Annotated in this window: 18 protein-coding genes; 6 read left to right on the top strand and 12 right to left on the bottom strand. The window is 54.5% G+C overall.

Annotation, left to right across the window (positions count from 1 at the left end; translation table 11 throughout):
* Positions 1-25: 25 nt before the first annotated feature.
* A complete protein-coding gene (poxB, locus tag ACRCWW_RS03960; protein WP_438681233.1) occupies positions 26-1,744 on the bottom strand; it encodes a ubiquinone-dependent pyruvate dehydrogenase in 1,719 nt (572 codons plus the stop codon).
* Positions 1,745-1,895: 151 nt separating this feature from the next.
* Between poxB and ACRCWW_RS03955 the strand changes: the two genes are divergently transcribed.
* A complete protein-coding gene (locus ACRCWW_RS03955) occupies positions 1,896-2,330 on the top strand; it encodes a DoxX family protein (RefSeq protein ID WP_438681232.1) in 435 nt (144 codons plus the stop codon).
* Positions 2,331-2,448: 118 nt separating this feature from the next.
* Here the strand turns inward: ACRCWW_RS03955 and hcr are convergent, their stop codons facing one another.
* The 4 genes from hcr to aqpZ form a co-directional block, all read right to left on the bottom strand.
* A complete protein-coding gene (hcr, locus tag ACRCWW_RS03950; protein WP_438681231.1) occupies positions 2,449-3,417 on the bottom strand; it encodes an NADH oxidoreductase in 969 nt (322 codons plus the stop codon).
* A gap of 10 nt (positions 3,418-3,427) precedes the next feature.
* Entirely contained in the window at positions 3,428-5,080 is a 1,653-nt protein-coding gene (hcp, locus tag ACRCWW_RS03945; protein ID WP_438681230.1) for a hydroxylamine reductase, read from the bottom strand.
* A 142-nt stretch (positions 5,081-5,222) separates the two neighbouring features.
* Positions 5,223-6,122, bottom strand: coding sequence for a lysine exporter LysO family protein (locus tag ACRCWW_RS03940; RefSeq protein ID WP_438681229.1), 900 nt, complete (start codon positions 6,120-6,122; stop codon positions 5,223-5,225).
* A 129-nt stretch (positions 6,123-6,251) separates the two neighbouring features.
* A complete protein-coding gene (gene aqpZ / locus ACRCWW_RS03935) occupies positions 6,252-6,944 on the bottom strand; it encodes an aquaporin Z (protein ID WP_438681228.1) in 693 nt (230 codons plus the stop codon).
* Between the two features lie 398 nt (positions 6,945-7,342).
* Here aqpZ and ACRCWW_RS03930 point away from each other — a divergent pair, with 398 nt between their 5' ends.
* Complete coding sequence (locus tag ACRCWW_RS03930; protein WP_438681227.1) at positions 7,343-9,001, top strand: ATP-dependent endonuclease; 1,659 nt, start codon at positions 7,343-7,345, stop codon at positions 8,999-9,001.
* Here the strand turns inward: ACRCWW_RS03930 and ACRCWW_RS03925 are convergent.
* A complete protein-coding gene (locus ACRCWW_RS03925) occupies positions 8,998-9,954 on the bottom strand; it encodes a VirK/YbjX family protein (RefSeq protein WP_438681226.1) in 957 nt (318 codons plus the stop codon). The genes ACRCWW_RS03930 and ACRCWW_RS03925 overlap by 4 nt on opposite strands.
* Positions 9,955-10,106: 152 nt before the next feature.
* Between ACRCWW_RS03925 and macA the strand changes: the two genes are divergently transcribed.
* Positions 10,107-11,222 (top strand): macrolide transporter subunit MacA, encoded by a 1,116-nt coding sequence (macA, locus tag ACRCWW_RS03920; protein ID WP_438681225.1) that lies wholly within the window; start codon positions 10,107-10,109, stop codon positions 11,220-11,222.
* Positions 11,219-13,162: a macrolide ABC transporter ATP-binding protein/permease MacB gene (macB, locus tag ACRCWW_RS03915; RefSeq protein ID WP_438681224.1), complete on the top strand. Its 1,944-nt coding sequence runs from the start codon at positions 11,219-11,221 to the stop codon at positions 13,160-13,162. The genes macA and macB overlap by 4 nt, the downstream gene beginning before the upstream one ends.
* A 69-nt stretch (positions 13,163-13,231) precedes the next feature.
* On the opposite strand, the gene cspD is transcribed toward macB, so the two are convergent.
* On the bottom strand, positions 13,232-13,453 hold the full coding sequence (gene cspD / locus ACRCWW_RS03910; protein ID WP_330984283.1) for a cold shock-like protein CspD: 222 nt from the start codon (positions 13,451-13,453) through the stop codon (positions 13,232-13,234).
* A 336-nt stretch (positions 13,454-13,789) separates the two neighbouring features.
* Here cspD and clpS point away from each other — a divergent pair, with 336 nt between their 5' ends.
* Together clpS and clpA are read left to right on the top strand one after the other, a co-directional pair.
* Positions 13,790-14,110: an ATP-dependent Clp protease adapter ClpS gene (gene clpS, locus ACRCWW_RS03905; protein ID WP_438681223.1), complete on the top strand. Its 321-nt coding sequence runs from the start codon at positions 13,790-13,792 to the stop codon at positions 14,108-14,110.
* Positions 14,111-14,140: 30 nt separating this feature from the next.
* Positions 14,141-16,417, top strand: coding sequence for an ATP-dependent Clp protease ATP-binding subunit ClpA (gene clpA / locus ACRCWW_RS03900; RefSeq protein WP_330984285.1), 2,277 nt, complete (start codon positions 14,141-14,143; stop codon positions 16,415-16,417).
* 63 nt (positions 16,418-16,480) lie between these two features.
* Here the strand turns inward: clpA and ACRCWW_RS03895 are convergent, their stop codons facing one another.
* The 5 genes from ACRCWW_RS03895 to cydD form a co-directional block, all read right to left on the bottom strand.
* On the bottom strand, positions 16,481-18,346 hold the full coding sequence (locus tag ACRCWW_RS03895) for a tyrosine-protein phosphatase (protein WP_438681222.1): 1,866 nt from the start codon (positions 18,344-18,346) through the stop codon (positions 16,481-16,483).
* A gap of 331 nt (positions 18,347-18,677) precedes the next feature.
* Complete coding sequence (gene infA / locus ACRCWW_RS03890; protein ID WP_001040187.1) at positions 18,678-18,896, bottom strand: translation initiation factor IF-1; 219 nt, start codon at positions 18,894-18,896, stop codon at positions 18,678-18,680.
* Positions 18,897-19,169: 273 nt separating this feature from the next.
* Positions 19,170-19,874 (bottom strand): leucyl/phenylalanyl-tRNA--protein transferase, encoded by a 705-nt coding sequence (gene aat, locus ACRCWW_RS03885; protein WP_438681221.1) that lies wholly within the window; start codon positions 19,872-19,874, stop codon positions 19,170-19,172.
* Between the two features lie 38 nt (positions 19,875-19,912).
* Positions 19,913-21,634, bottom strand: a complete 1,722-nt coding sequence (gene cydC, locus ACRCWW_RS03880) for a heme ABC transporter ATP-binding protein/permease CydC (RefSeq protein ID WP_438681220.1) — start codon at positions 21,632-21,634, stop codon at positions 19,913-19,915.
* Positions 21,635-23,401, bottom strand: coding sequence for a heme ABC transporter permease/ATP-binding protein CydD (gene cydD / locus ACRCWW_RS03875; protein ID WP_438681219.1), 1,767 nt, complete (start codon positions 23,399-23,401; stop codon positions 21,635-21,637).
* Between the last annotated feature and the right edge of the window lie 26 nt (positions 23,402-23,427).

Below are 23,427 nucleotides of genomic sequence, written 5' to 3'. Positions count from 1 at the left end.
TTGCATCAGGGTTATGCCTCTCTTTTTACCTGAGCCAGTTGGTTTTCGCCAGTTCGATAACTTCATCCCCGCGCCCGCTGATGATGGCGCGCAGCATATAGAGGCTAAAACCTTTCGCTTGCTCAAGCTTGATTTGCGGTGGAATGGCCAGCTCTTCTTTCGCCACCACCACATCGACCAGCACGGGGTCGTCGGTACTGAAAGCCCGCTGTAAAGCTTCATCAAGATCGGCGGCTTTCTCAACGCGGATGCCGGTGATGCCGCAGGCTTCAGCGATGCGCGCGAAGTTGGTGTCATGCAGCTCAGTGCCGTCGGTGAGGTAGCCTCCGGCTTTCATTTCCATTGCCACAAAACCGAGCACGCTGTTGTTAAAGACGATGATTTTCACCGGGAGTTTGAGCTGTGCGACAGAGAGAAAATCGCCCATCAACATACTGAAACCGCCGTCGCCGCACATTGCCACCACCTGGCGCTCTGGCGCTGTGGCTTTCGCACCCAGCGCTTGCGGCATGGCGTTCGCCATCGAACCATGGTTGAAGGAACCGAGCAGGCGACGTTTGCCATTCATCTTCAGGTAGCGTGCCGCCCAGACGGTTGGCGTGCCGACATCACAGGTGAAGATGGCGTCATCCGCCGCAAAATGGCTTATTTGTTGGGCCAGATATTGCGGGTGAATCGCTTTTTCGCTGGGTTTTGCCAGGTCATCGAGCCCTTTACGCGCCTCGCGATAATGTTCCAGCGCTTTATCAAGGAAGCGGCGGTCAGTTTTCTCTTCCAGCAGCGGGGTGAGCGTGGCCAGCGTGGTTTTGATGTCGCCGACCAGCGCCATATCCACTTTGCTGTGCGAGCCAATACTGGCCGGATTGATGTCAATCTGGATGATTTTGGCGTCGGTCGGATAAAAGGCGCGATAGGGGAACTGGGTGCCGAGCAAAATCAGGGTGTCGGCGTTCATCATGGTATGGAAACCCGAAGAAAATCCGATGAGGCCGGTCATGCCGACATCGTAAGGATTATCGTATTCCACATGTTCTTTGCCACGCATCGCGTGAACAATCGGCGCTTTCAGCTTTCCGGCGAATTCCAGCAGTTCTTTATGCGCCCCGGCGCAGCCGCTGCCGCACATCAGCGCGATATTGCTGGAGTAACGCAGTAGCTGGGCGAGCTTATGAAGCTCCGCCATCTCAGGCACCACAACGGGCTGCGGTGCGGAATACCAATGCATGCTGGCCGTTTCTGGCGCAGGCTTCAGCGCCACGTCGCCGGGTAGGACCACGACCGAAACGCCCCGGTTGAGCACGGCTTTACGCATCGCAATTGCCAGCACCTGGGGGATCTGTTCTGGCGTCGAGACCAGTTCACAGTAGTGGCTGCACTCGCGAAACAACTCCTGAGGATGAGTTTCCTGGAAATAACCGCTGCCGATTTCACTGGAAGGAATATGTGCGGCAATGGCCAGTACCGGTACGTGGTTGCGGTGGCAGTCGAATAATCCGTTGATCAGATGCAGGTTTCCCGGCCCGCAAGACCCGGCGCAGACTGCCAGTTCGCCGGTTAACTGCGCTTCAGCACCTGCTGCAAAGGCGGCCACTTCTTCGTGACGAGTGGACATCCAGTCGATGGTGCCCATTCGGTTGAGGCTGTCACTGAGCCCGTTGAGGGAATCGCCCGTGACACCCCAGATGCGTTTCACCCCGGCTTGTTCAAGCATTTTCGCCATGTAAGCTGCCACAGTTTGTTTCATAAATTCCTTCTCCTTTTTGTGCTGGCGCTTACAAGCTTAGATGAAACTCGCTTGTCTGCCTGGCAAAATCCCCTTATTTTCAGCAGGTTTATTTGCGCAATTATTCGGCATAAGCTGGTCTTACTTCTGGGAAAACAGGGAATACTTTCAAATGGTTAAATCATTGTTAAATACAATCAATAAAACGCTGGCTTGTGATGATCTCGGTAAGCTGCTGCTGCGCCTGGCGGTGGGTGGGTTGATGCTGTTTCACGGCCTGCACAAATTGTTCGATGGGGTCGATGGCATTAGCGGAATGCTGGTGGCGAAAGGGTTGCCCGGGTTTATTGCCTACGGCGTGCTGATGGGGGAAGTGGTTGCGCCAATCCTGATTATTCTGGGGATCCTGACCCGTCCTGCTGCGCTGGTGCTGGCGTTTACCATGGTCGTGGCGTGGTTGATGGTCGGTACCGGAAAAACCTTTGCTCTGGATGTCGTGGGCGCGTGGGCGATTGAAAGCCTGGTGTATTTCTTTATCAGTTCGCTGGCTGTCGCTTTCCTTGGCGCAGGGCGCTTTGCTTTAGCAAAAGATTCAGCCTGGAAATAAAAAAAATCCCCACGGTGAGGTTATCGCGGGGACTTTGCCGGGCGGCACTGCGTTTGCCCGGCCTAAGGTTCGATGCCTTTGTAGGCCCGGTAAGCATTGCGCCACCGGGCGTTTTTTATCAGGCCAGCACCAAATCCCCCTGAGGATGGCAGGAGCAGGCCAGCACGTAGCCTTCAGCGACTTCCGCATCCGTCAGCGTCATGGTACTGCTGACGGTGTACTCGCCCGAAACGACCTTCGTTTTACAACTTCCGCAAACGCCCGCCCGACAGGCCGCATTCACGGGCACTTTATTGCTTTCCAGCGCAGCCAGAAGCGTGGTGCCAACTGGGGCAAAAAATTCCTTCGCCGGTTGCAGTTTGGTGAATTTCAGCCCGCTGGTGGCGGCTTCTGCAACCGGGGTAAAGAATTGCTCTTTGAAGAAACGCGTGACGCCGAGCGTTTTAACGTGTTCCTCAACCCACTGCATATAGGGCGCAGGGCCGCAGGTCATCACGGTGCGGGCAGCCAGATCCGGCACACATTCCAGCAGCGACGTTGTCAGTCGTCCCGAAACAAAGCCGTGGGTGGCGTTATTCTCGGCGACCAGCGTCACCGGATAATCGCGCCACTCATCGGAAAAAATGACATCCTGTGGCGACCGCACGCTGAAAATCACCTGCACGTCGGCTTCTGGGCGATATTTCGCGAGCCAACGGCGCATCGACATAATCGGCGTGACGCCGCAGCCCGCAGCGAGAAGCAGCAGCTTGTCTGTGGGTTTGTCTTCACAGGTGAACTCACCTTGCGCATCGGACAGCCACAGATAGTCGCCGCGCTTAACATCACGTGTCAGCCATTCTGACCCTTTACCGTCTTCAATGCGGCGAATGGTCAGCGTGATGTATTCGCTCACGCCCGGTGTGGAAGAGAGCGTGTAGGCGCGCAGCGTGTCGGCAGAATGGCCGATACTCACCAGAGCATATTGCCCGGCGCGATAAGGGTAATAGTCGTGACACAGCAGTGAGAGTGTCCACACATCCGGTGTTTCCTGATGAATGTGATGGACCTGCATCCGCCATGGGCACTGTGGAGTTGGCATGGTCATGAGTTTCTCCTTACGCGCACAGCATTTGTTGCAGATCTTGCTCGACGTTGGTGATGGAACGCAGACCAAATTTTTCGTTCAGCACCGCCAGCAGATCTGGCGTCAGGAAGCCCGGTGCCGTTGGCCCGGTGACGATGTTTTTCACGCCGAGCGAAAGCAGCGTCAGCAGGATAACAATCGCCTTCTGTTCAAACCAGGAGAGCACCAGCGACAGCGGCAGGTCGTTCACGCCGCAGCCCAGTTTTTCCGCCAGGGTGACAGCAAGAATGATGGCGGAGTAAGCGTCATTACACTGGCCGGCATCGACCAGGCGTGGCAGGCCTTCGATGTCGCCGAAATCCAGTTTGTTAAAGCGATATTTGCCGCAGGCGAGGGTCATGACCAGGCAGTCTTCCGGCACGCTGGTGGCGAAATCGGTGAAGTAGCTACGTTCGGTGCGTTCGCCGTCACAGCCGCCGACGAGGAAGATATGGCGCAGTTTTTCACGGCTCACCAGATCGATGAGAGTGTCTGCTGCACCCAGCAATGTTTGACGACCAAATCCGACGGTGATCAGATGCTCAATTTCACTGTACGGGAAGCCCGCCATACTTTGAGCCTGAGCGATAACCGGGGCGAAGTCATCGCCTTCCAGATGGCTCACGCCCGGCCAGCCGACGATGCTGCGGGTCCAGATGCGGTTGTTATATTTACCCACAGTCGGGTCGATGATGCAGTTGGAGGTCATGACCACAGGGCCCGGGAAGCGGGCAAATTCGACCTGCTGGTTCTGCCAGCCGCTGCCGTAGTTCCCGACCAGATGTTTGAATTTACGCAGTTCCGGGTAGCCGTGCGCAGGCAGCATCTCGCCGTGGGTGTAGACGTTGACGCCGGTGCCTTCAGTTTGCAGCAACAGGTTATAGAGATCCTTCAGGTCATGGCCGGAAATCAAAATCGCTTTGCCTGCCACCGCTTTCACGTTGACCTGCGTTGGCGTTGGGTGTCCGTAAGCGTTGGTTTCCCCGGCATCCAGAATGCTCATGACTTTGAAGTTCATCTGGCCAATGTCCATTGAACATTCAAGCAGGGCGTTCATGTCTGCAGGCCAGGTGCCGAGCCACGCCATAATCTGATGATACTGGGCGTAAATAGCGTTGTCGTACTGGCCGAGGACGTGGGCGTGTTCCATATAGGCCGCCGCGCCTTTCAGGCCATACAGGCACAGCAGGCGCAGGCCAAGAATGTTATCGCCAATGGCGGCTTTGTCTTTGTTTGGTGTAAAGGCTTCGGCCTGACGTTGCAGTTCGCCGAGATCGTCGCTGACCAGTTGCAGACCGGCCATCGGATTATCGACGGCAGCGTTGGCGTCGATGTTCAGACACTGGGCTTTCAGCATTTCACGCATCGCGATGGCTTCGCGCGCGTAGCCAACGATGCGCGGTGAATCAAAGTTCACGTTGGTGAGGGTTGAGAAGAAGGCGCGGGGGGCAAAGCTGTCGACTTCATGGCTGATGATGTTGAACTCACGTGCTTTGACTGCCCAGGCGGAAAGCCCTTGCAGCGTGGCGATCAGCAAGTCCTGAAGATCAGAGGTCTGTGCTGTCTTCCCGCACATCCCTTGCGCGTAAGCGCAGCCATTGCCCGCTGGCGTACGAATTGTTTGTTCACATTGCACACAAAACATGATCAGATCCTTTAAGTTATATTTAAAATACATGTTTAAGATTAAGCCTCGTCAGAAACGCTGAAAAGGGTTTTGTGTGGCAACTTAAAGGGAGATTGATTTAAAGCAATTTTGGCGGCAGAAGGCTACCGCCATAGAGGTATTACGCCGTGAAGAAGGCCATCAGCAGCGGGACTAACAGGCTTAAAATAAAGCCGTGGACGATGGCCGCAGGGACGATTTCAAGCCCCCCGGAGCGCTGCAAGACCGGCAGCGTGAAGTCCATTGAGGTTGCCCCGCACAGGCCCAATGCGGTGGAGCGGCTGCGTTGCACCAGTCCTGGAATCAGCATAATGGCAATTAATTCGCGTCCGAGATCGTTGAAAAAGGCGGCGCTGCCTATCACTGGGCCAAACGCTTCTGTCATCAAAATACCGGACAGGGAATACCAGCCAAATCCGGAAGCCATGGCGAGGCCCGTTTTCAGTGGCAAGCCGAGAATAAAGGCATTAATGATACCGCCCACCAGTGAACTGGCCGTCACGACCACGGCAACCATCATTCCCCGACGATTGAGGATGATCTGTTTCAGGGTCATGCCATTATTGCGTAACTGAATACCAATCAGGAATAAAAGGAAAATAAGGGTATATTCACTGGCCTCGGTGGCATGTTGTAAAACAGACCAGCCGGTCAGCCCCAGCAGAAAGCCAAGTAATACCACACCGCAAAGTTGTAATGACTCCAGCGCCATTGCAATACGTGAAGGCAATTTCTCCTGGGCGTGATGATGACGCCAGGGGATGGCGCGTTCCAGCCACAGCAGGGCAATAATATTGCACAGCAGAATAACCGTAATAGTGACAGCGGAATAATGAAGAATAGCTAACAGATTGCTGGCGAGATTATCCAGGAAGGCCAGGCTAATCCCCATGAAAAAGAGAATGACGTAAACAATCCAGCTGAGCAGGCGGTTAATCAGCTGCAGCGCAGGGCGGCTACGCAGCGGGATCAGGTAACCCACAATCAGTGGCACAAGAATAATCAGCAATCCTGAAAACATGAAAGACCCAGACCTTTAGTGTGGAAAAAAGCACACCAGACACTACCGAAAGAGCCCGAACGAGTAAAGCCACCAGAAAAAAGAAAAAGCCCGGCATTTGCCGGGCTTTCAGGGGAATCTATTTAAACCTTATTTTTTCTCAAGCAGGGTACGGTACAGCACGCCGCCGAGGATACCGCCGATGATTGGCATCACCCAGAACAGCCACAGCTGCTGCAGCGCCAAGCCACCCTGGAAGATAGCGACCGCGGTGCTACGTGCCGGGTTAACGGAGGTGTTGGTCACGGGAATGCTGATCAGGTGAATCAGAGTCAGTGCCAGACCGATAGCGATTGGCGCAAAACCGGCTGGTGCGTTTTTATCGGTTGCACCGTGGATAACAATCAGGAAGCCACAGGTCAGCACAATTTCAATCACGATAGCGGAAAGCATGGAGTAACCGCCCGGTGAATGTTCGCCATAACCGTTAGAAGCAAAGCCGCTGGCGGCTGCATCGAAACCTGTTTTACCGCTGGCAATCAGATAAAGAATGGCTGCGGCAATAATACCGCCGACAACTTGCGCGATAATATAACCAATCACGTCTTTTGCCGGGAAGCGACCGCCTGCCCACAGACCTAAAGTAACCGCCGGGTTGAAATGACCGCCGGAAATATGACCAACGGCATAAGCCATGGTCAGAACGGTCAAACCAAATGCCAGCGCAACGCCCGCAAAACCAATCCCTAATTCCGGGAATGCTGCAGCCAGCACCGCGCTACCACAACCACCGAATACAAGCCAGAATGTACCAAAGCATTCTGCTGCCAGTTTTCTGAACATAACCACCTCAAAGAAATAACAGTGACGGTGTCAGGGAAACCTGCACCGGACATTATTTATCGCCACCAAGGGAAGACGACATAATTAAGAGCCATTATTTTAAAAACGAACGCCATCCCTTCACCAGTTAAATAACTTCACTAATCTTGATTTAAGGCAATTTGCAGGAGTCCCTTGGGTTAAATTCGGATAATTCCAGTATAGATTAATTCCAGATTATCAAATGGGCAGTTCAGAATTTTTTTATTACATAGGTTTATTAACTGCAGGGTTATTAGTTTTACCCCGAAAGTATTCCGGACATTTTTTGACATAATATGACTTTTTTCCGGGTGTCGTCGTCGGGAGCGTGCCGCTATACTGCTGTAAGGAAAGGGAAGTTTTCAGGTGGAGGGCATATGCTTCTCGAACGAGTAGAGATAGTCGGTTTTCGCGGAATCAACCGTTTGTCGTTGATGCTGGAACAAAATAACGTGTTGATAGGCGAAAACGCCTGGGGTAAATCGAGCCTGCTGGATGCCCTGACGTTGCTGCTGTCCCCGGAGTCCGATCTCTACCATTTTGTCCGCGAGGATTTCTGGTTTCCGCCGGGGGATGTTCAGGGCCGCGAACACCATCTGCATATCATTCTGACTTTCCGTGAGCTTGAACCTGGTCGCCATCGCGTGCGCCGCTATCGTCCGTTATCGGAATGTTGGGTGCCTTGTGACGACGGCTATCAGCGTATTTTCTACCGGCTTGAAGGCGAGCTGGCGGAAGATAACAGCGTGCTGACTTTACGCAGTTTTATTAATGGCCGTGGGGAATCGCTGCCGTTTGCCGACATTGATGACCAGGCACGCCATCTGGTGAGACTGATGCCGGTCTTGCGCTTACGTGATGCGCGCTTTATGCGGCGGATTCGTAACGGCACGGTGCCCAACATGCCAGATGTGGAGATTACCGCTCGCCAGCTTGATTTTCTCTCACGCGAACTGGTCACCAGCCCTCAGAACCTTTCCGATGGTCAGATACGTCAAGGGCTGTCGGCGATGGTACAGCTGCTCGAACACTATTTTTCTGAACAAGGCACCGCCGAATCTCGCCATCGGCTCATGCGCCGTCGCTCGCACGATGAGCAACGCAGCTGGCGCTATCTCGACATCATCAACCGCATGATCGACAAGCCCGGCGGCCGCAGCCATCGGGTGATTTTGCTTGGGCTGTTTTCGACGCTATTGCAGGCCAAAGGCACCGTCAGGCTGGATAAAGACGCGCGTCCTCTGCTGCTGGTGGAGGATCCTGAAACCCGGCTGCATCCTATTATGCTTTCGGTCGCGTGGAATCTGTTGAATCTGCTGCCGCTGCAACGTATCACCACAACCAACTCCGGCGAGTTGCTCTCCATGACGCCCGTTGAACATGTTTGCCGTCTGGTGCGTGACTCTTCCCGCGTTGCGGCATGGCGTCTTGGGCCAGATGGCCTGAACGCGGAAGACAATCGTCGCATTGCCTTTCATATTCGCTTTAACCGCGCTTCCTCGCTTTTTTCTCGCTGCTGGCTGTTGGTGGAAGGCGAAACGGAAACGTGGGTGATTAACGAGCTGGCTCGTCAGTGCGGGCATCACTTTGATGCGGAAGGGGTTAAGGTGATTGAGTTTGCCCAGTCTGGCCTGAAACCCCTGATTAAATTTGCCCGGCGGATGGGCATTGAATGGCATGTGCTGGTCGATGGGGATGAGGCCGGTAAGAAATATGCCGCCACCGTGCGTAGCCTGCTGAATAATGACCGCGAGCTGGAACGCCATCATCTGACCACGCTGCCTGCGCTCGATATGGAACACTTTATGTATCGTCAGGGGTTTGACGATGTGTATCACCGGGTAGCGCAAATACCGGAAGGGGTTCCGATGAACATGCGGCGGGTGATCATCAAAGCCGTCCACCGTTCATCGAAACCTGATTTGGCGATTGAAGTGGCGATGGAGGCCGGGCGACGCGGCGTGGAAGCCGTGCCGAACCTGCTGCGCAAAATGTTCTCCCGCGTGCTGTGGCTGGCACGCGGTCGAGCGGACTAGCCCTGGCAGACGCTGTGCGTCTGAGCTTGCAGGCTATCGAGGAGTTCATAGCGGCGGCGGTACTCAGAGCGCTTCTTGCTGGCAATCTCTTCCATTGGCTTGCGTGGAATGGTCAGCGGCAGCAGAAAATCGCCATTGCTGTCTGCGGTAGCTCCGAGTGATGCCCAGAAGCTGTTGTAATCGGCACGAAGCTGACCCTGCTTTTTCTTCCGGTAGCGAACGTTACGGTAGATATGCGTTTCGTTGCTGACTGCCCGAATCACGCTGACCCCCATTTGCTGTGCTATCACCATCGCCGCTTCAACCAGCAGGCGTTTCGGGAACAGGCCGTTGCAGGACTTGGTTGCGCTCTGAATGCTTTCATGGGGCACATGGGATTTCGCTCCCTGCATGCCGCCGATATAGAGCGTCTCTTTCCCGTCAAACGGGCAGAGGGTGAAGGTCAGCTCGGCCAGAACCGTGTCTTGCGCGTCGCAAAAGATAAGCGTGGCTTCACCTTCTTTATCCAGAAACGCGTCGGCGAGAAGGCGAATGTGCCAGCTGGTTTCATCGCGTCCTGTTAACGTCGACAGGGTCACTCCGCTCTGACTCAGATACCCGTTCATCACCCACTCAGGCAGTCGGTCAGACATTTTCTGATAGTGCCACACCAGAGCGCTGGCGGCCTGTTTGCGCGGCATATTCATTGAAAGCCATGGGCGATGCAGACGACACGGCAGACCCGGCTGCACTTTCAACATTTGGGGCAATTGCGGAAGTGCTGCCAGACGAGAAAGCAGCGTTGAGGTGCTGAACGGCGTGAGCAGGGAGCGCAGAATAAATTTGCGGCGGTAGGCTGGGTTTTGCCAGGCCAGGCCTGGTGTTAACTCTCCACGTCGTAGAAGCTGGAAAAGGTGTTTGCCCGATTCTGGTCTCGTTTTTTGTGAGTATGAGTGTTCTGCAATGAGTGACATAAGAAAAGGCCTTGCCGAAAATAGAAAAGTTTATTTAATCAGCAAGCATCTCAACGTCAGTTCAACGGTTTAGGGAGTAAAACAAAAGAGAGGGTTCCGTTGATGAAATGTTTAGATACAATCAGCGAAGGACACGAACATTCGGGATTTTTATGAATCTGAAGGGAAAGCGCAGAAAAACATATTTGTTCCTTGCCGTACTGATTGTACTGGCCGGGTTCTGGCTGTGGCGTACGCTCAACGCGCCGGTGCCGCAATATCAGACACTGATTGTCCGCAAGGGCGATTTGCAGCAGAGCGTGCTCGCCACCGGGAAGCTGGACGCGCTGCGTAAGGTCGATGTCGGGGCGCAGGTCAGCGGTCAGTTGAAAACGCTGTCGGTCAATATTGGCGATAAGGTTAAAAAAGATCAGCTGCTGGGGGTTATCGATCCTGAACAGGCGCAGAACCAGATAAAAGAAGTCGAGGCCACATTAATGGAGCTGCGGGCTCAGCGCCTGCAGGCTATCGCCGAACGTAAGCTGGCTCAGGTCACTTATGCGCGTAATCAGCAACTGGCGGTTAAGCAGCTTATTTCACGTCAGGATCTTGACACGACGGCGACCGATGTGGCGGTGAAAGAAGCGCAGATTGGTACGATCGACGCGCAGATCAAACGTAATCAGGCCACGCTTGATACAGCTAAAACCAATCTGGATTACACCCGTATTCTGGCTCCGATGGCGGGTGAAGTGACACAAATCACCACCCTCCAGGGGCAGACCGTGATTGCCGCGCAGCAGGCGCCAAACATTCTGACCCTGGCCGATCTCAGTACGATGCTGGTGAAAGCGCAGGTTTCTGAAGCGGACGTTATCCACCTCAAACCGGGGCAAAAAGCCTGGTTCACCGTGTTGGGTGATCCGTTGACGCGCTATGAAGGCACGTTGAAAGACATTTTGCCCACGCCGGAAAAAGTCAACGACGCCATCTTTTATTACGCTCGTTTCGAGGTGCCTAACCCACAGGGCGTGCTGCGTCTGGAGATGACCGCTCAGGTTCATATCCAGCTGGCAGGTGTCAGTAACGTGCTGAGCATCCCCCTTTCTGCACTTGGCGATGCCACCGGAGACAACCGCTATAACGTGCGCCTGCTACGTAACGGCGAAGTGAAAGAGCGCGAAATCAGCATTGGTACGCGTAACGATACCGATGTGGAAGTGGTGAAAGGGCTGGAAGAGGGCGACGAAGTGATTACCGGCGAGGGAAAACCGGGAGCGGCTAAATGACGGCGTTGCTTGACCTGAGCAACATTCGCCGCAGTTATCCCTCCGGCGATTCCAGCGTTGAAGTGCTGAAAGGCATTACGCTCAGCATCAATGCGGGCGAAATGGTCGCCATTGTCGGCGCTTCAGGCTCCGGCAAATCGACGTTGATGAATATCCTCGGTTGCCTGGATAAGCCAACCAGTGGCACATACCGGGTGGCGGGGACGGACGTTGCCACGCTCGATGGCGATGCGCTCGCGCGTTTACGTCGTGAACATTTTGGTTTTATTTTTCAGCGCTACCATCTGCTTTCGCACCTGAGTGCGGCGCAAAACGTTGAAGTGCCCGCAGTGTATGCCGGAACCGAGCGCAAACGTCGATTTGAACGAGCGCTGGAGCTGCTTCAGCGTCTGGGGCTTGGCGATCGTGCCGACTATCAGCCCTCGCAGCTTTCAGGCGGACAGCAGCAGCGCGTCAGTATTGCTCGTGCCTTGATGAACGGCGGCCAGGTTATTCTGGCGGATGAGCCCACCGGTGCGCTCGACAGCCATTCTGGTGAAGAAGTGATGGCTATCCTGCATCAGCTCAAAGCGCAGGGCCACACGGTCATTATCGTGACGCACGATCCGCTGGTGGCGGCTCAGGCAGAACGCATCATTGAAATTCGTGACGGGGAGATTATCAGCAACCCGCCGTCGAAGCTGGCGGGCGCTCCTGCTGCGGTCAACACCGTTGAGTCCGGCACCTCTGGCTGGCGGCAGTTTGTCAGCAGCTTCCGGGAAGCGCTGACCATGGCGTGGCTGGCGATGGCGGCGAACAAGATGCGTACGTTGCTAACGATGCTCGGCATCATTATCGGTATTGCCTCTGTGGTATCGATTGTGGTGGTGGGTGATGCAGCCAAACAGATGGTGCTGGCCGATATCCGCGCGATTGGCACTAACACCATCGATGTTTATCCGGGTAAAGATTTTGGCGATGACGATCCGCAATATCAGCAGGCGCTGACCTATGACGATCTGTTGGCCATTCAAAAACAGCCGTGGGTGCAATCTGCCACGCCAACCGTCTCCAAAAGCTTGCGCCTGCGCGTGGGCAATACGGACGTGTCAGCCAGTGCAGAGGGCGTCGGCTCGCAGTATTTCAATGTGTACGGCATGACCTTCAGTGAAGGCAACACCTTCAACGAGCTTCAACTGAACAGACGCGCGCAGATTGTGGTGCTGGACAGCAATACTCGCCGTCAGCTTTTCCCCAATAAGGCCAATGTGGTGGGGGAAATTATTCTGGTCGGGAATATGCCTGCCACGGTCATCGGCGTTGCAGATGAGAAGCAGGGCATGTTTGGCAGCAGTAAAATTTTGCGTGTCTGGCTGCCGTACAGCACGATGGCCGGGCGCGTGATGGGGCAGTCGTGGCTCAATTCGATCACGGTTCGTGTGAAAGACGGGCATGACAGCGCACTGGCAGAACAACAGCTCACGCGACTGCTGTCTTTACGTCACGGCAAGAAGGATTTCTTTGCCTGGAATATGGACAGTCTCTTGAAAACGGCGGAACGGACCACACATACACTTCAGTTGTTTTTAACGCTGGTGGCGGTGATTTCACTGGTGGTCGGCGGCATTGGGGTGATGAATATCATGCTGGTGTCCGTCACCGAACGTACCCGGGAAATCGGTATTCGTATGGCTGTGGGGGCAAGAGCGAGCGATGTGCTGCAACAGTTTCTCATTGAAGCTGTCCTGGTGTGTCTGGTTGGCGGCGCGATGGGCGTCGGATTATCGTTGCTAATCGCCTTCACGCTGCAGCTCTTTTTACCTGACTGGGGCATCGGTTTTTCGCCGCTGGCACTGCTGATGGCGTTTATTTGTTCGACGCTGACGGGCGTTTTGTTTGGCTGGTTACCGGCAAGAAATGCCGCAAGGCTCGACCCGGTGGATGCGCTGGCGAGAGAGTAAAGGCAATAAAAATGCCAGTCATCAGGACTGGCATTTTGACTGCAGGATGTCCACAATGGAACGGAAGCGTTACGCGACAGCTTCCGCAACAACCGGGACAATCACGCTGGCGTGATTGCCTTTTGGCCCCTGGTGGACATCAAACCGAACGGCTTGTCCGGCTTTTAACGTTCTGTAGCCATCCATCTGGATGGTTGAGTAATGAGCGAAAATGTCTTCGCCGCCGCCTTCAGGGCAGATGAAGCCGAACCCTTTAGCATTGTTAAACCACTTAACAGTACCCATTTCCATACTTCGACATCCTTCGTAAATCTTATAATCAGATGGAAAGAACCGGTGGTGGAGTGGTCGGGCTGTTCAAAACCTCGCCAACTCTCGCCTGTACAATTTAGATAAAACAGGCAACGCGTCAAGCGACAGAGTGCGAAGTTTGGCGGAAAATGCGTCAAAATTTGAAGCAGTTAACGCTATTGCAAGGATTGTGACGAAGGTCGCGAATAGCAGGAATGGCGAATGGCAGGAATAGAGGAAAGTTATCTACTCTTTACTGTAGATTCAATCAAGACAGGCTCTGGTCAGTGACGGGGGTAATCCCGCCGGGGCCGTAACCGAAGACGAACACTGACAATGGGTAAGACTCGTGACTGGCTGGATTTTGACCAGCTGACGAAAGACCAGGTACGCGATGCGCTACAACCGCCGTCGATGTATAAAGTGATATTGCTCAATGATGACTACACGCCGATGGAGTTTGTTATTGACGTGTTACAGAAATTCTTTTCTTATGATGTAGAACGTGCAACGCAACTGATGCTCACCGTTCACTATCAAGGCAAAGCCATCTGCGGCGTTTTTACAGCGGAAGTGGCTGAAACCAAAGTGGCGATGGTGAACGGTTATGCCAAGGAGAACGAGCATCCGTTGCTGTGTACGCTGGAACAGGCCTGATGACAGGCCATAAAATTGGGGGAGGTGCCTATGCTCAATCAAGAACTGGAACTCAGTTTAAACATGGCTTTCGCCAGAGCGCGCGAGCACCGTCATGAGTTTATGACCGTCGAGCATCTGTTGCTGGCTCTGCTCAGCAACCCATCCGCCCGCGAAGCACTGGAAGCCTGCTCCGTGGATCTGGTGGCGCTACGTCAGGAACTCGAAGCCTTCATCGAACAAACCACGCCGGTTCTGCCTGCCAGCGAAGAAGAGCGCGACACGCAGCCGACGCTCAGCTTCCAGCGCGTATTACAGCGTGCCGTTTTCCATGTGCAGTCGTCAGGTCGCAGCGAAGTGACCGGGGCGAATGTGCTGGTGGCCATTTTCAGCGAGCAGGAGTCGCAGGCGGCTTATCTGCTGCGCAAGCATGAAGTGAGCCGTCTTGATGTGGTGAACTTCATCTCCCACGGCACGCGTAAAGACGAGCCGAGCCAGTCTTCCGATTCCGGAAGCCAACCCAATACCGAAGAGCAAGCAGGCGGGGAGGATCGTATGGAAAACTTCACCACCAACCTCAATCAGCTTGCTCGCGTGGGCGGCATTGATCCGCTGATTGGTCGCGACAAAGAGCTTGAGCGTGCCATCCAGGTGTTATGTCGTCGTCGTAAAAATAACCCGTTGCTGGTCGGTGAATCCGGTGTCGGGAAAACGGCCATTGCCGAAGGGCTCGCCTGGCGTATCGTGCAGGGCGACGTACCGGAAGTGATAGCCGATTGCACTCTCTACTCACTCGATATCGGTTCGCTGCTGGCGGGCACAAAATATCGCGGTGATTTTGAAAAACGCTTCAAAGCGCTGCTTAAACAGCTGGAACAGGATACCAACAGTATCCTGTTTATCGATGAGATCCACACTATTATCGGTGCGGGTGCCGCATCGGGCGGTCAGGTGGATGCAGCTAACCTGATTAAACCGCTGCTTTCCAGCGGCAAGATCCGGGTGATTGGCTCAACCACCTATCAGGAATTCAGCAATATTTTCGAAAAAGACCGTGCTCTGGCGCGTCGCTTCCAGAAAATCGATGTGACTGAGCCTTCAGTGGAAGAGACCGTTCAAATCATCAACGGCCTGAAACCGAAATACGAAGCTCACCACGACGTGCGCTACACCGCCAAAGCGGTGCGTGCAGCGGTTGAGCTGGCGGTGAAATACATCAACGATCGTCATTTGCCGGACAAGGCTATCGACGTGATTGATGAGGCGGGTGCGCGGGCGCGTCTGATGCCGGTCAGCAAACGCAAGAAAACCGTCAACGTTGCGGATATCGAATCCGTGGTGGCGCGTATCGCGCGTATTCCAGAGAAGAGCGTTTCGCAAAGCGATCGTGACACGCTGAAAAATCTGGGCGACCGCCTGAAAATGCTGGTCTTTGGTCAGGATAAAGCCATTGAGGCCTTAACCGAAGCCATCAAGATGAGCCGTGCCGGGCTTGGACAGGATCACAAACCTGTCGGTTCCTTCCTTTTCGCCGGGCCAACCGGGGTCGGGAAAACCGAGGTGACGGTCCAGCTGTCGAAAGCGCTGGGTATTGAACTGCTGCGTTTCGATATGTCCGAATACATGGAACGCCACACGGTGAGCCGCCTGATTGGTGCGCCTCCAGGCTACGTTGGTTTTGATCAGGGCGGTTTGCTGACGGATGCCGTGATTAAGCATCCTCACGCGGTGCTGCTGCTGGATGAAATCGAGAAAGCGCACCCGGACGTCTTTAACCTGCTGCTGCAGGTGATGGACAACGGCACGCTGACCGATAATAACGGCCGCAAAGCGGACTTCCGCAACGTGGTGCTGGTGATGACCACCAACGCCGGGGTGCGTGAAACCGAGCGTAAATCCATCGGGCTCATCCACCAGGATAACAGCACCGATGCGATGGAAGAGATCAAAAAAATCTTCACGCCGGAGTTCCGTAACCGTCTCGATAACATCATCTGGTTCGATCACCTCTCTACTGAGGTTATCCATCAGGTTGTCGATAAGTTCATCGTCGAACTGCAGGTTCAGCTTGATCAGAAAGGCGTGTCGCTGGAAGTCAGCCAGGAAGCACGCAACTGGCTGGCAGAAAAAGGCTACGACCGCGCAATGGGTGCACGTCCAATGGTGCGCGTGATTCAGGACAACCTGAAGAAACCGCTCGCCAACGAACTGCTGTTCGGTTCGCTGGTGGATGGCGGTCAGGTGACGGTTGCCCTGGACGCGAAAAACAACGCGCTGACGTATGACTTCCAGGCCGCGCAAAAACGCAAAGCGGAAGCCGCACACTAAGCGAGAGTGAAAGTGAAAAAACCGGGCAATCGCCCGGTTTTTTTATGCCTGATGAACGTCGGTTCAGAAGGCGACCGCCACATCCAGCAAACCGGAAACCCCATCGCTGTGCGTATCGGCTGTCAGATAGTTAACGCGGGTGTTCACCGTCACATTGCGATAGCTGGCGGCCAGCTGTAATCCGGCTTTATAGAGATTTTTGCTGCCAAAAGCTGACGTTTGATCAACGCCAAAGCCATACAGCGTGCCGTGGCTGGTGGTCGACTGGTCATTCAGCATACGTTCATAGCCGAGCGCTATGCCCGGTTTCAATGTCCAGCTACCTGCCTGTTGCGGCAAAATTGAGATGCCCAAATCTGCTGTCAGGCTGGTCTGCGTGTCATTAACGCCCGCCATCTCCAGCGCCAGTTCGCTGTCGCGCTCTTTGAACCCATCGATATTCAGATGCGTTACCTGAACACCAATCGCCGGGTCGAGGCTTAACGTTGAAGCGCTTGTTAACCAGCCTACGGACGCCCGACCGCTGACATAGTGCCCGCTTGAGTCGCCGTTGGCGGTACCGAGACCGCCACCCAGATGGCGTTCACTTTGATAGTCGATATAACCCGCACTGCTCTGTAGTCCCACCCACGGGCCATTATCAATTGTGTTCAGGCCATAACGCGCCCCAAGGCTTAATGACGTGGTGTTGGTATTAACATTGCCATCTGCTGAGGAGACCGAACCGTGGCTGTAGCCGATGCCGCCGTTGGCAGAAGTGTGCCTATCAAAACGCCATGTCGCGCCGACCATTGCCCCGTTGGTGTGTTCGCTGCTGGAACTGGCCTGCGTGCTGCCATCCGTGCCCAGATAACCCGAAAGGCCCTGCAGCCAGACCAGTGATTGTTGCTCTTGCAGACCCCGTCCTGAAATGACAGGTGCCAGCGCGTCGTAAAGTTGTGAAGGCTGACGAAGCAAATAGCTTTCTGCATCGGCATGGACCTGGCCACCGACTTGTTTTTCCACCCCTGCGAGGGAGCCCTGATCGATGGCGCTTTGCAGGAAATAGTTATAAGCGGTGTAATGGCCGGAAAGAGGCGAATTCTGTAAGGCATTCAACAAGCCTGCACCTTGTGCCGCGTTACCCTGAAATTCGCTTTCACCGGGCAGCGACGCGTAGCGAACCATCTTACCGCGCAGGACGTAGATCGTTGCCTGATCGAGCCCCAGGCCTTCTTTCAGGTAATTATCCATTGAGCCATAGCTGGTGATGACTTGATCAAGCCCGGCCTGCAGCCAGTTCGCGCGTACGCCCATCAACGCCCCATAGGTGCCTTGCATTGAGGCTGGGAGCGCTGCCAGTGTCGCATTCACTCGCGCTGCCGTGTAATCGTTGGTGGCGAGATAGTTGGCCATGATGTCGTTCTTATCAACACCTGCGATAGTTTGCAGAACTGCGCTCACCCAGCCCGTGCGATCCTTTCCTGCTGTGCAGTGGAAGAGGGCGGCATCGTCTGCGGATGCCAGCTCCCTGAAGACTTCACCTAAACCCTGACGAGCGTAATCACTGGTGACGAAGTTACGTTCCCCGTCCTGCATCATGGCATCCACGTCGCTGATGGTCATTTTGTTCAGATCCAGCACGAAAGTGCCGCTATTGCCGATCAGGTCTACATTCACGTATTTGCTGTTGGCGGGCAGAGTATCTGCCTGCGCGGCCACTTCAGCCGGGGAGCGTAAATCCACCACAGTGCTGATGTTCAGACTTTCCAGCACCGACAAGTCATCACCTTTTGGCGTAAGAGCATTGGAGCGATAGAAGACGCCGGTACGCATCACGCCATCGTTGGCAGTGGTATAAGCCGTCGTGATCCCCGCAACGTCGCGGAAGTTATCTATCCCTGAAAGACGCGGGGTTGAGATTGCCAGGTTGTCTGCTTGTGCAGTCAAACAGGTAAGACCGATTAAGAGAGCCAGGGGGCGAACAGAAGATTTCAAAACAGTACTCCTTGCCATTAAATGTTAACAAGGCGCGGAGTATAGGAACTGATTGTTACGCTTATATGTCTGTTATGGGGGGCAGGGCATGAATTAAATTCAATAAGAACAGTATGTTATTGTTCAATGCCGGAAATATAAAGCCTGGCTTATTGCTGTTTAATTCTGGGTTAACTTTTGGCAGGTTTGGGGTGACGGGAAAAGCTGATATGTGAGCAGAAATGAAAAAGGTCGGGAAGACCCGACCTTTCAGCATTCAGTTGCCCTATGGGCTTGATTGCGATTAGCGACTACGGAAGACAATGCGGCCTTTGCTCAGGTCGTACGGGGTCAACTCAACAGTCACTTTGTCGCCCGTCAGAATGCGGATGTAGTTTTTACGCATTTTACCGGAGATATGCGCTGTTACCACGTGACCGTTTTCCAGTTCTACGCGGAACATAGTGTTAGGTAACGTTTCAAGAACGGTACCCTGCATTTCGATATTGTCTTCTTTGGCCATCTAGTCCTCTGGGGTATCACTACCGTAGTTTTGAACCGGCAAGATAATGCCGAAATTCATCAATTAAGTAAAGATTTACCCGTCATCTTTCCACTTTAAGCGTGGCGTAAGGGGTAAAAGGGATCGTTTTTGCGTATTGCCCACAATCACACGCACACTCCGCATGACGAGTGCAAACGTTTAAGAGGGAGAGTCCAAACGAAGGCGGGGCAACAGGCAGAAACGACTTCCGGCACAATTATATCACCCTGACAAAAAATGTGCCGAAAACATTTACGCTGCCGGCAAAAACAGCGTACGAGGTACCCAGAAATGCCCCGCAAGCGGCTGGGAGCGAAGCGCCTCAAGGTGTTCAAGGTAGTCGCGACGAGGAATTTCAACGGCGCCAAGCGAAGCAGTATGGCTGTTGAGCACCTGGCAATCCATCAGCTTACCGCCCTCGCGAGCGAATTCCTGACAAAATACCAGCAGCGCACTCTTCGAGGCGTTCTCCGCCCGGCTGAACATTGATTCCCCACAGAATAACGCGCCTTGCGCGACGCCATACATACCACCCACCAGTTCGTTGCCAAGCCACACTTCCACAGAGTGCGCATGACCAAGCTCATGCAAGCGATGATAGGCGAGCACAATGCTTTCCGTTATCCACGTGCCTTCATCTCTGTCGCCAGCACAGCCTTCAATCACTCTGCCAAAGGCGTGATTTAACGTGATGCGATACGGCGAAGATTTATGGAAACGCTTCATACTCCGACTGATGTGAAATTCCTCAGGCCACAAAATGGCGCGAGGATCGGGTGACCACCACAAAATAGGATCGCCCGGTGAAAACCAGGGGAAGATCCCACGCTGATAGGCCATCAGCAGCCGGGCAGGGCTGAGATCGCCGCCCAGCGCAAGTAGCCCATTGGGCTCGCGCAGGGCACCTTCAGGGGACGGAAAGGTAATGGAATGACGTGACAACTGGACCAGCCGCATACTTCACAACTCCACGCCTGATAATAGAGAATAGTAGTCTACAGACGCTGTCTGAACTGATAATAACGCCCCTGACGGGCCAGCAATTCTGCGTGATTACCTTGCTCAATAATTTGCCCGTTGTCCATCACAATTATTTGGTTAAAACGCGCCAGTCCGCGCAGGCGGTGGGTGACCATCAGGACGGTTTTGCCCTGCATCACATCAGCCAGCAAATCAAGGATTTGGCTTTCCGTTGTGGCATCGAGCCCTTCGGTGGGTTCGTCCAGCAGCATCAGTGGTGCATCGTGCAGCAAAGCACGTGCAATCGCCAGGCGGCGTAGTTCGCCACCGGAAAGCTGGCGTCCACCTTCGCCAAGCCAACTGTTCAGACCTGCATCTTCCAGTAACTTTTCCAGGCCCACGCGCGTGAGGGCTGCGGAGAGTTGTTTGTCGGAGGCTGACGGAGAGGCCAGCAGCAGGTTATCGCGAAGCGTGGCGCTAAACAGATGCACACGCTGAGGGACGACGCTAACAGAACGGCGCAGCGTGGGCTCATTCAGAGCCGCGATCGGCTGATCATTCAGCAATAATTCACCTTGCTGCGGGTCCCAGGCTCGGGTCAGCAATTGCAGCAACGTTGATTTACCACACCCTGTCCGACCCAAAATGGCGACATGTTCACCGGCATTCACCTGCAGGTTGATTGCATTCAGTGCCGGTTGTGCTTGCTGGGGATAGCTGAAGCTAACGTCTTTCAGCGTCAGGCTGATGTGTTCTGCGACATCAGAATGCGCTTGCGGGAACGTCACTTCTGGTGACTGGCTGGTCAGCTCCGTGACCCGCGCAGCGGAAGCCATCACCTGGCCCAGATGCTGAAATGCGCCGGTCACTGGCGCAAGCGCTTCGAAAGCGGCCAGCGCACAGAAAACAAACAGCGCAATCAGCGCACCAGGCTGACTGTTATCACCTACGCCACCTGCTGCCATCCACAGCATGGCGATGATAGCCGCAGCGCCAATCAACAACATGACGGCCTGAGACAGGGCCGTCAGTTCCGACTGGCGTCGTTGGGCTTCGTGCCAGTTAAGCTCGGTTTGTTCCATCAGCTCGCGGTAACGATGACTGGCGCCAAAAATAGTGAGCTCAGCCTGGCCGTGTAGCCAGGAGGTGAGCTGTTGACGATACTCGCCGCGCAGTTGTGTCAGACTCTCACCCGTAGGTTTTCCCGCACGGTAAAACAGCGGTGGAAGCACAAGCAGGGTTAAGAGCATGATCCCGCCCAGAGTCAACGCAAGCGTGACATCAAGGAAGCTCAGGCCAAAAGTGACAACAACAATTACAACCAGCGCGCCAATCAGTGGAGAGATCACACGCAGATAAAGGTGATCGAGCGTATCGACGTCCGCAACCACGCGGTTGAGCAATTCTCCCTGGCGAAAACGCGCCAGCCCGGCAGGGGAGAGGGGGAGAAGTTTGCTGAAGGTGAACACTCGCAGATGTTGCAGCACGCGGAAGGTGGCATCGTGACTGACCAGACGTTCGAAATAACGACCCGCAGTACGGATGATCGCCGCACCGCGCACGCCTGCCGCAGGGAGCATGTAGTTAAAACTGTAGGCACCGGCAAAACCGACGACGGCCGATGCCGAGAGGAACCAACCCGAAAGGGTCAACAGGCCAATGCTCGCAAGGAGGGTGACTATCGCCAGGACAACGCCCAGCGACAATAGCCATTTATGACGTTTATACAGCGCCAGGTAGGGAGCTAAGACACGCATTTAAATTTCCTCCTGACGATGGGCAAGTAAACCGCTGAAATGCCCTGGTGACTGCGCTAACTGCTCAAACGAACCTTGTTCAACAATCTTGCCCTGCTGCATCACCCAAACGGCATCCCAGGCAGCGAGGTTCTCCAGTTGGTGTGTCACCATCAGGGTCGTCTGGTTGGTTGACGCTTCTGTTAATGCCTGCATGACACGCTGCTCGCTATGAGCGTCAAGGCTGGCTGCCGGTTCATCGAGTAACAATAAACGGCAAGGCGACAGCAACGCGCGAGCGACAGCCACTCGCTGAGCCTGACCAACGGAAAGTCTTGCGGCCTGATCCCCCACTGGCGTATCAATCCCCTGGGGCAACTGGTCGATGAATTCGTTCACCCATGCTCGCACAAGTGCATGGTGCAGTTGCGCTTCGCTGGCATCCGGCGCGGCAAGCATGACGTTCTCGCGCAGTGTTGTTGCGGGGAGTTGCGGGTTTTGCCCAACCCAACTCAGCAGGCGACGCCAGGCTTCAGGCTCCAGTTCACTTAACTCTTCACCATTAATCTTCAGTGAGCCTTCATAAGGCAAAAAACCGGCCAGTGTATTGAGCAGCGAGGTTTTGCCTGAACCGCTTTGCCCGACCAGAACCACGCGTTCACCGGCTTTCAGCGTAAAGGTCAAAGGCCCCGCGAGCACTTTACCTTCAGGTGATTTGATGACCAGATCCTGGGCTTCCACGCTCACCATCTTGTTTTCATCAAGGGTAAGGTGGCCGCGCTGGGGCTGCGCGAGCGGGGCTTCGAGGAAGGTTTTCAGGCTATCGGCGGCCCCGACAGCCTGCGCTTTGGCATGATAAAACGTGCCAAGGTCGCGAAGCGGCTGGAAAAATTCAGGTGCCAGTATCAACGCCAGGAAACCGGATAACAGCGTAACGGGCATACCATAGCTGCCAAAATTAAGTTCGCCCAGATAAGAGAAGCCGAAATAGACGGCAACCAAAGCAATCGACAGCGAAGTGAAAAACTCAAGGACGCCAGAAGAGAGAAACGCCAGGCGAAGCACTTCCATCGTACGTTGACGGAAACTCTCAGAGGCCTGGCGGATATTTTCTGTCTCCGCTTCGCCGCGACCAAAGATACGCAGCGTGTCCATGCCGCGGAGTCGGTCGAGGAAGTGACCGCTCAGGCGTGCCAAAGCCAGAAAGTTTCGGCGGTTGGCATCGGCGGCACCCATGCCAACCAAAGCCATAAACAGCGGGATAAGCGGTGCAGTGCAAAGCAGGATTAATGCCGCAGCCCAGTTAGAGGGGAAAATCGCCAACACAATCAACAGCGGCACAGAGGCCGCGAGCGCCATCTGCGGCAGATAGCGGGCGTAGTAATCATGCATATCGTCGATTTGTTCGAGGATCAGCGTGGCCCAACTGCCGGCTGGTTTTCCCTGTATCCAGGCGGGCCCCGCCTGCTGGAGCCTGTCCAGCACCGTTTTACGAATCTCAAAACGAATATGCTGCCCGGCATGAAAACCCACTCGTTCACGAAGCCAGACTACCCAGGCACGCAAAATAAAGACCAAAACCAGCATCACAAAAGGCATTAGCAAAGCTTCGCGCGGGATGTTCTCCATAATCATATGGTGAAGCATGCGCGCCAGCAGCCAGGCCTGAGCGATGATCAGCACGCCGCTCACTGCGCCAAGCAGGCGGGAAAGCATCAGCCAACGACGGGAAATAACACTTTGCTGTTTTAACCAGCGGGTAAGCTCTTGTTGACGGGTTTTATTCATTGCGCGCTTAGCAGGTGTCTTATAGG

The organism is Scandinavium sp. (assembly GCF_051650185.1).
Taxonomy (GTDB): domain Bacteria; phylum Pseudomonadota; class Gammaproteobacteria; order Enterobacterales; family Enterobacteriaceae; genus Scandinavium.
Note: the sequence above shows the minus strand (reverse complement) of the source record. Positions and strands in the feature narration are given on the sequence as shown.

Coding starts and splice junctions, on each gene's coding strand:
- cydC (WP_438681220.1), bottom strand. CDS start 21,634: ATGCGTGTCTTAGCTCCCTACCTGGCGCTGTATAAACGTCATAAATGG.
- aat (WP_438681221.1), bottom strand. CDS start 19,874: ATGCGGCTGGTCCAGTTGTCACGTCATTCCATTACCTTTCCGTCCCCT.
- ACRCWW_RS03940 (WP_438681229.1), bottom strand. CDS start 6,122: ATGTTTTCAGGATTGCTGATTATTCTTGTGCCACTGATTGTGGGTTAC.
- poxB (WP_438681233.1), bottom strand. CDS start 1,744: ATGAAACAAACTGTGGCAGCTTACATGGCGAAAATGCTTGAACAAGCC.
- macB (WP_438681224.1), top strand. CDS start 11,219: ATGACGGCGTTGCTTGACCTGAGCAACATTCGCCGCAGTTATCCCTCC.
- hcp (WP_438681230.1), bottom strand. CDS start 5,080: ATGTTTTGTGTGCAATGTGAACAAACAATTCGTACGCCAGCGGGCAAT.
- cydD (WP_438681219.1), bottom strand. CDS start 23,401: ATGAATAAAACCCGTCAACAAGAGCTTACCCGCTGGTTAAAACAGCAA.
- macA (WP_438681225.1), top strand. CDS start 10,107: ATGAATCTGAAGGGAAAGCGCAGAAAAACATATTTGTTCCTTGCCGTA.
- cspD (WP_330984283.1), bottom strand. CDS start 13,453: ATGGAAATGGGTACTGTTAAGTGGTTTAACAATGCTAAAGGGTTCGGC.
- clpS (WP_438681223.1), top strand. CDS start 13,790: ATGGGTAAGACTCGTGACTGGCTGGATTTTGACCAGCTGACGAAAGAC.
- ACRCWW_RS03955 (WP_438681232.1), top strand. CDS start 1,896: ATGGTTAAATCATTGTTAAATACAATCAATAAAACGCTGGCTTGTGAT.
- clpA (WP_330984285.1), top strand. CDS start 14,141: ATGCTCAATCAAGAACTGGAACTCAGTTTAAACATGGCTTTCGCCAGA.
- ACRCWW_RS03925 (WP_438681226.1), bottom strand. CDS start 9,954: ATGTCACTCATTGCAGAACACTCATACTCACAAAAAACGAGACCAGAA.
- hcr (WP_438681231.1), bottom strand. CDS start 3,417: ATGACCATGCCAACTCCACAGTGCCCATGGCGGATGCAGGTCCATCAC.
- ACRCWW_RS03930 (WP_438681227.1), top strand. CDS start 7,343: ATGCTTCTCGAACGAGTAGAGATAGTCGGTTTTCGCGGAATCAACCGT.
- infA (WP_001040187.1), bottom strand. CDS start 18,896: ATGGCCAAAGAAGACAATATCGAAATGCAGGGTACCGTTCTTGAAACG.
- aqpZ (WP_438681228.1), bottom strand. CDS start 6,944: ATGTTCAGAAAACTGGCAGCAGAATGCTTTGGTACATTCTGGCTTGTA.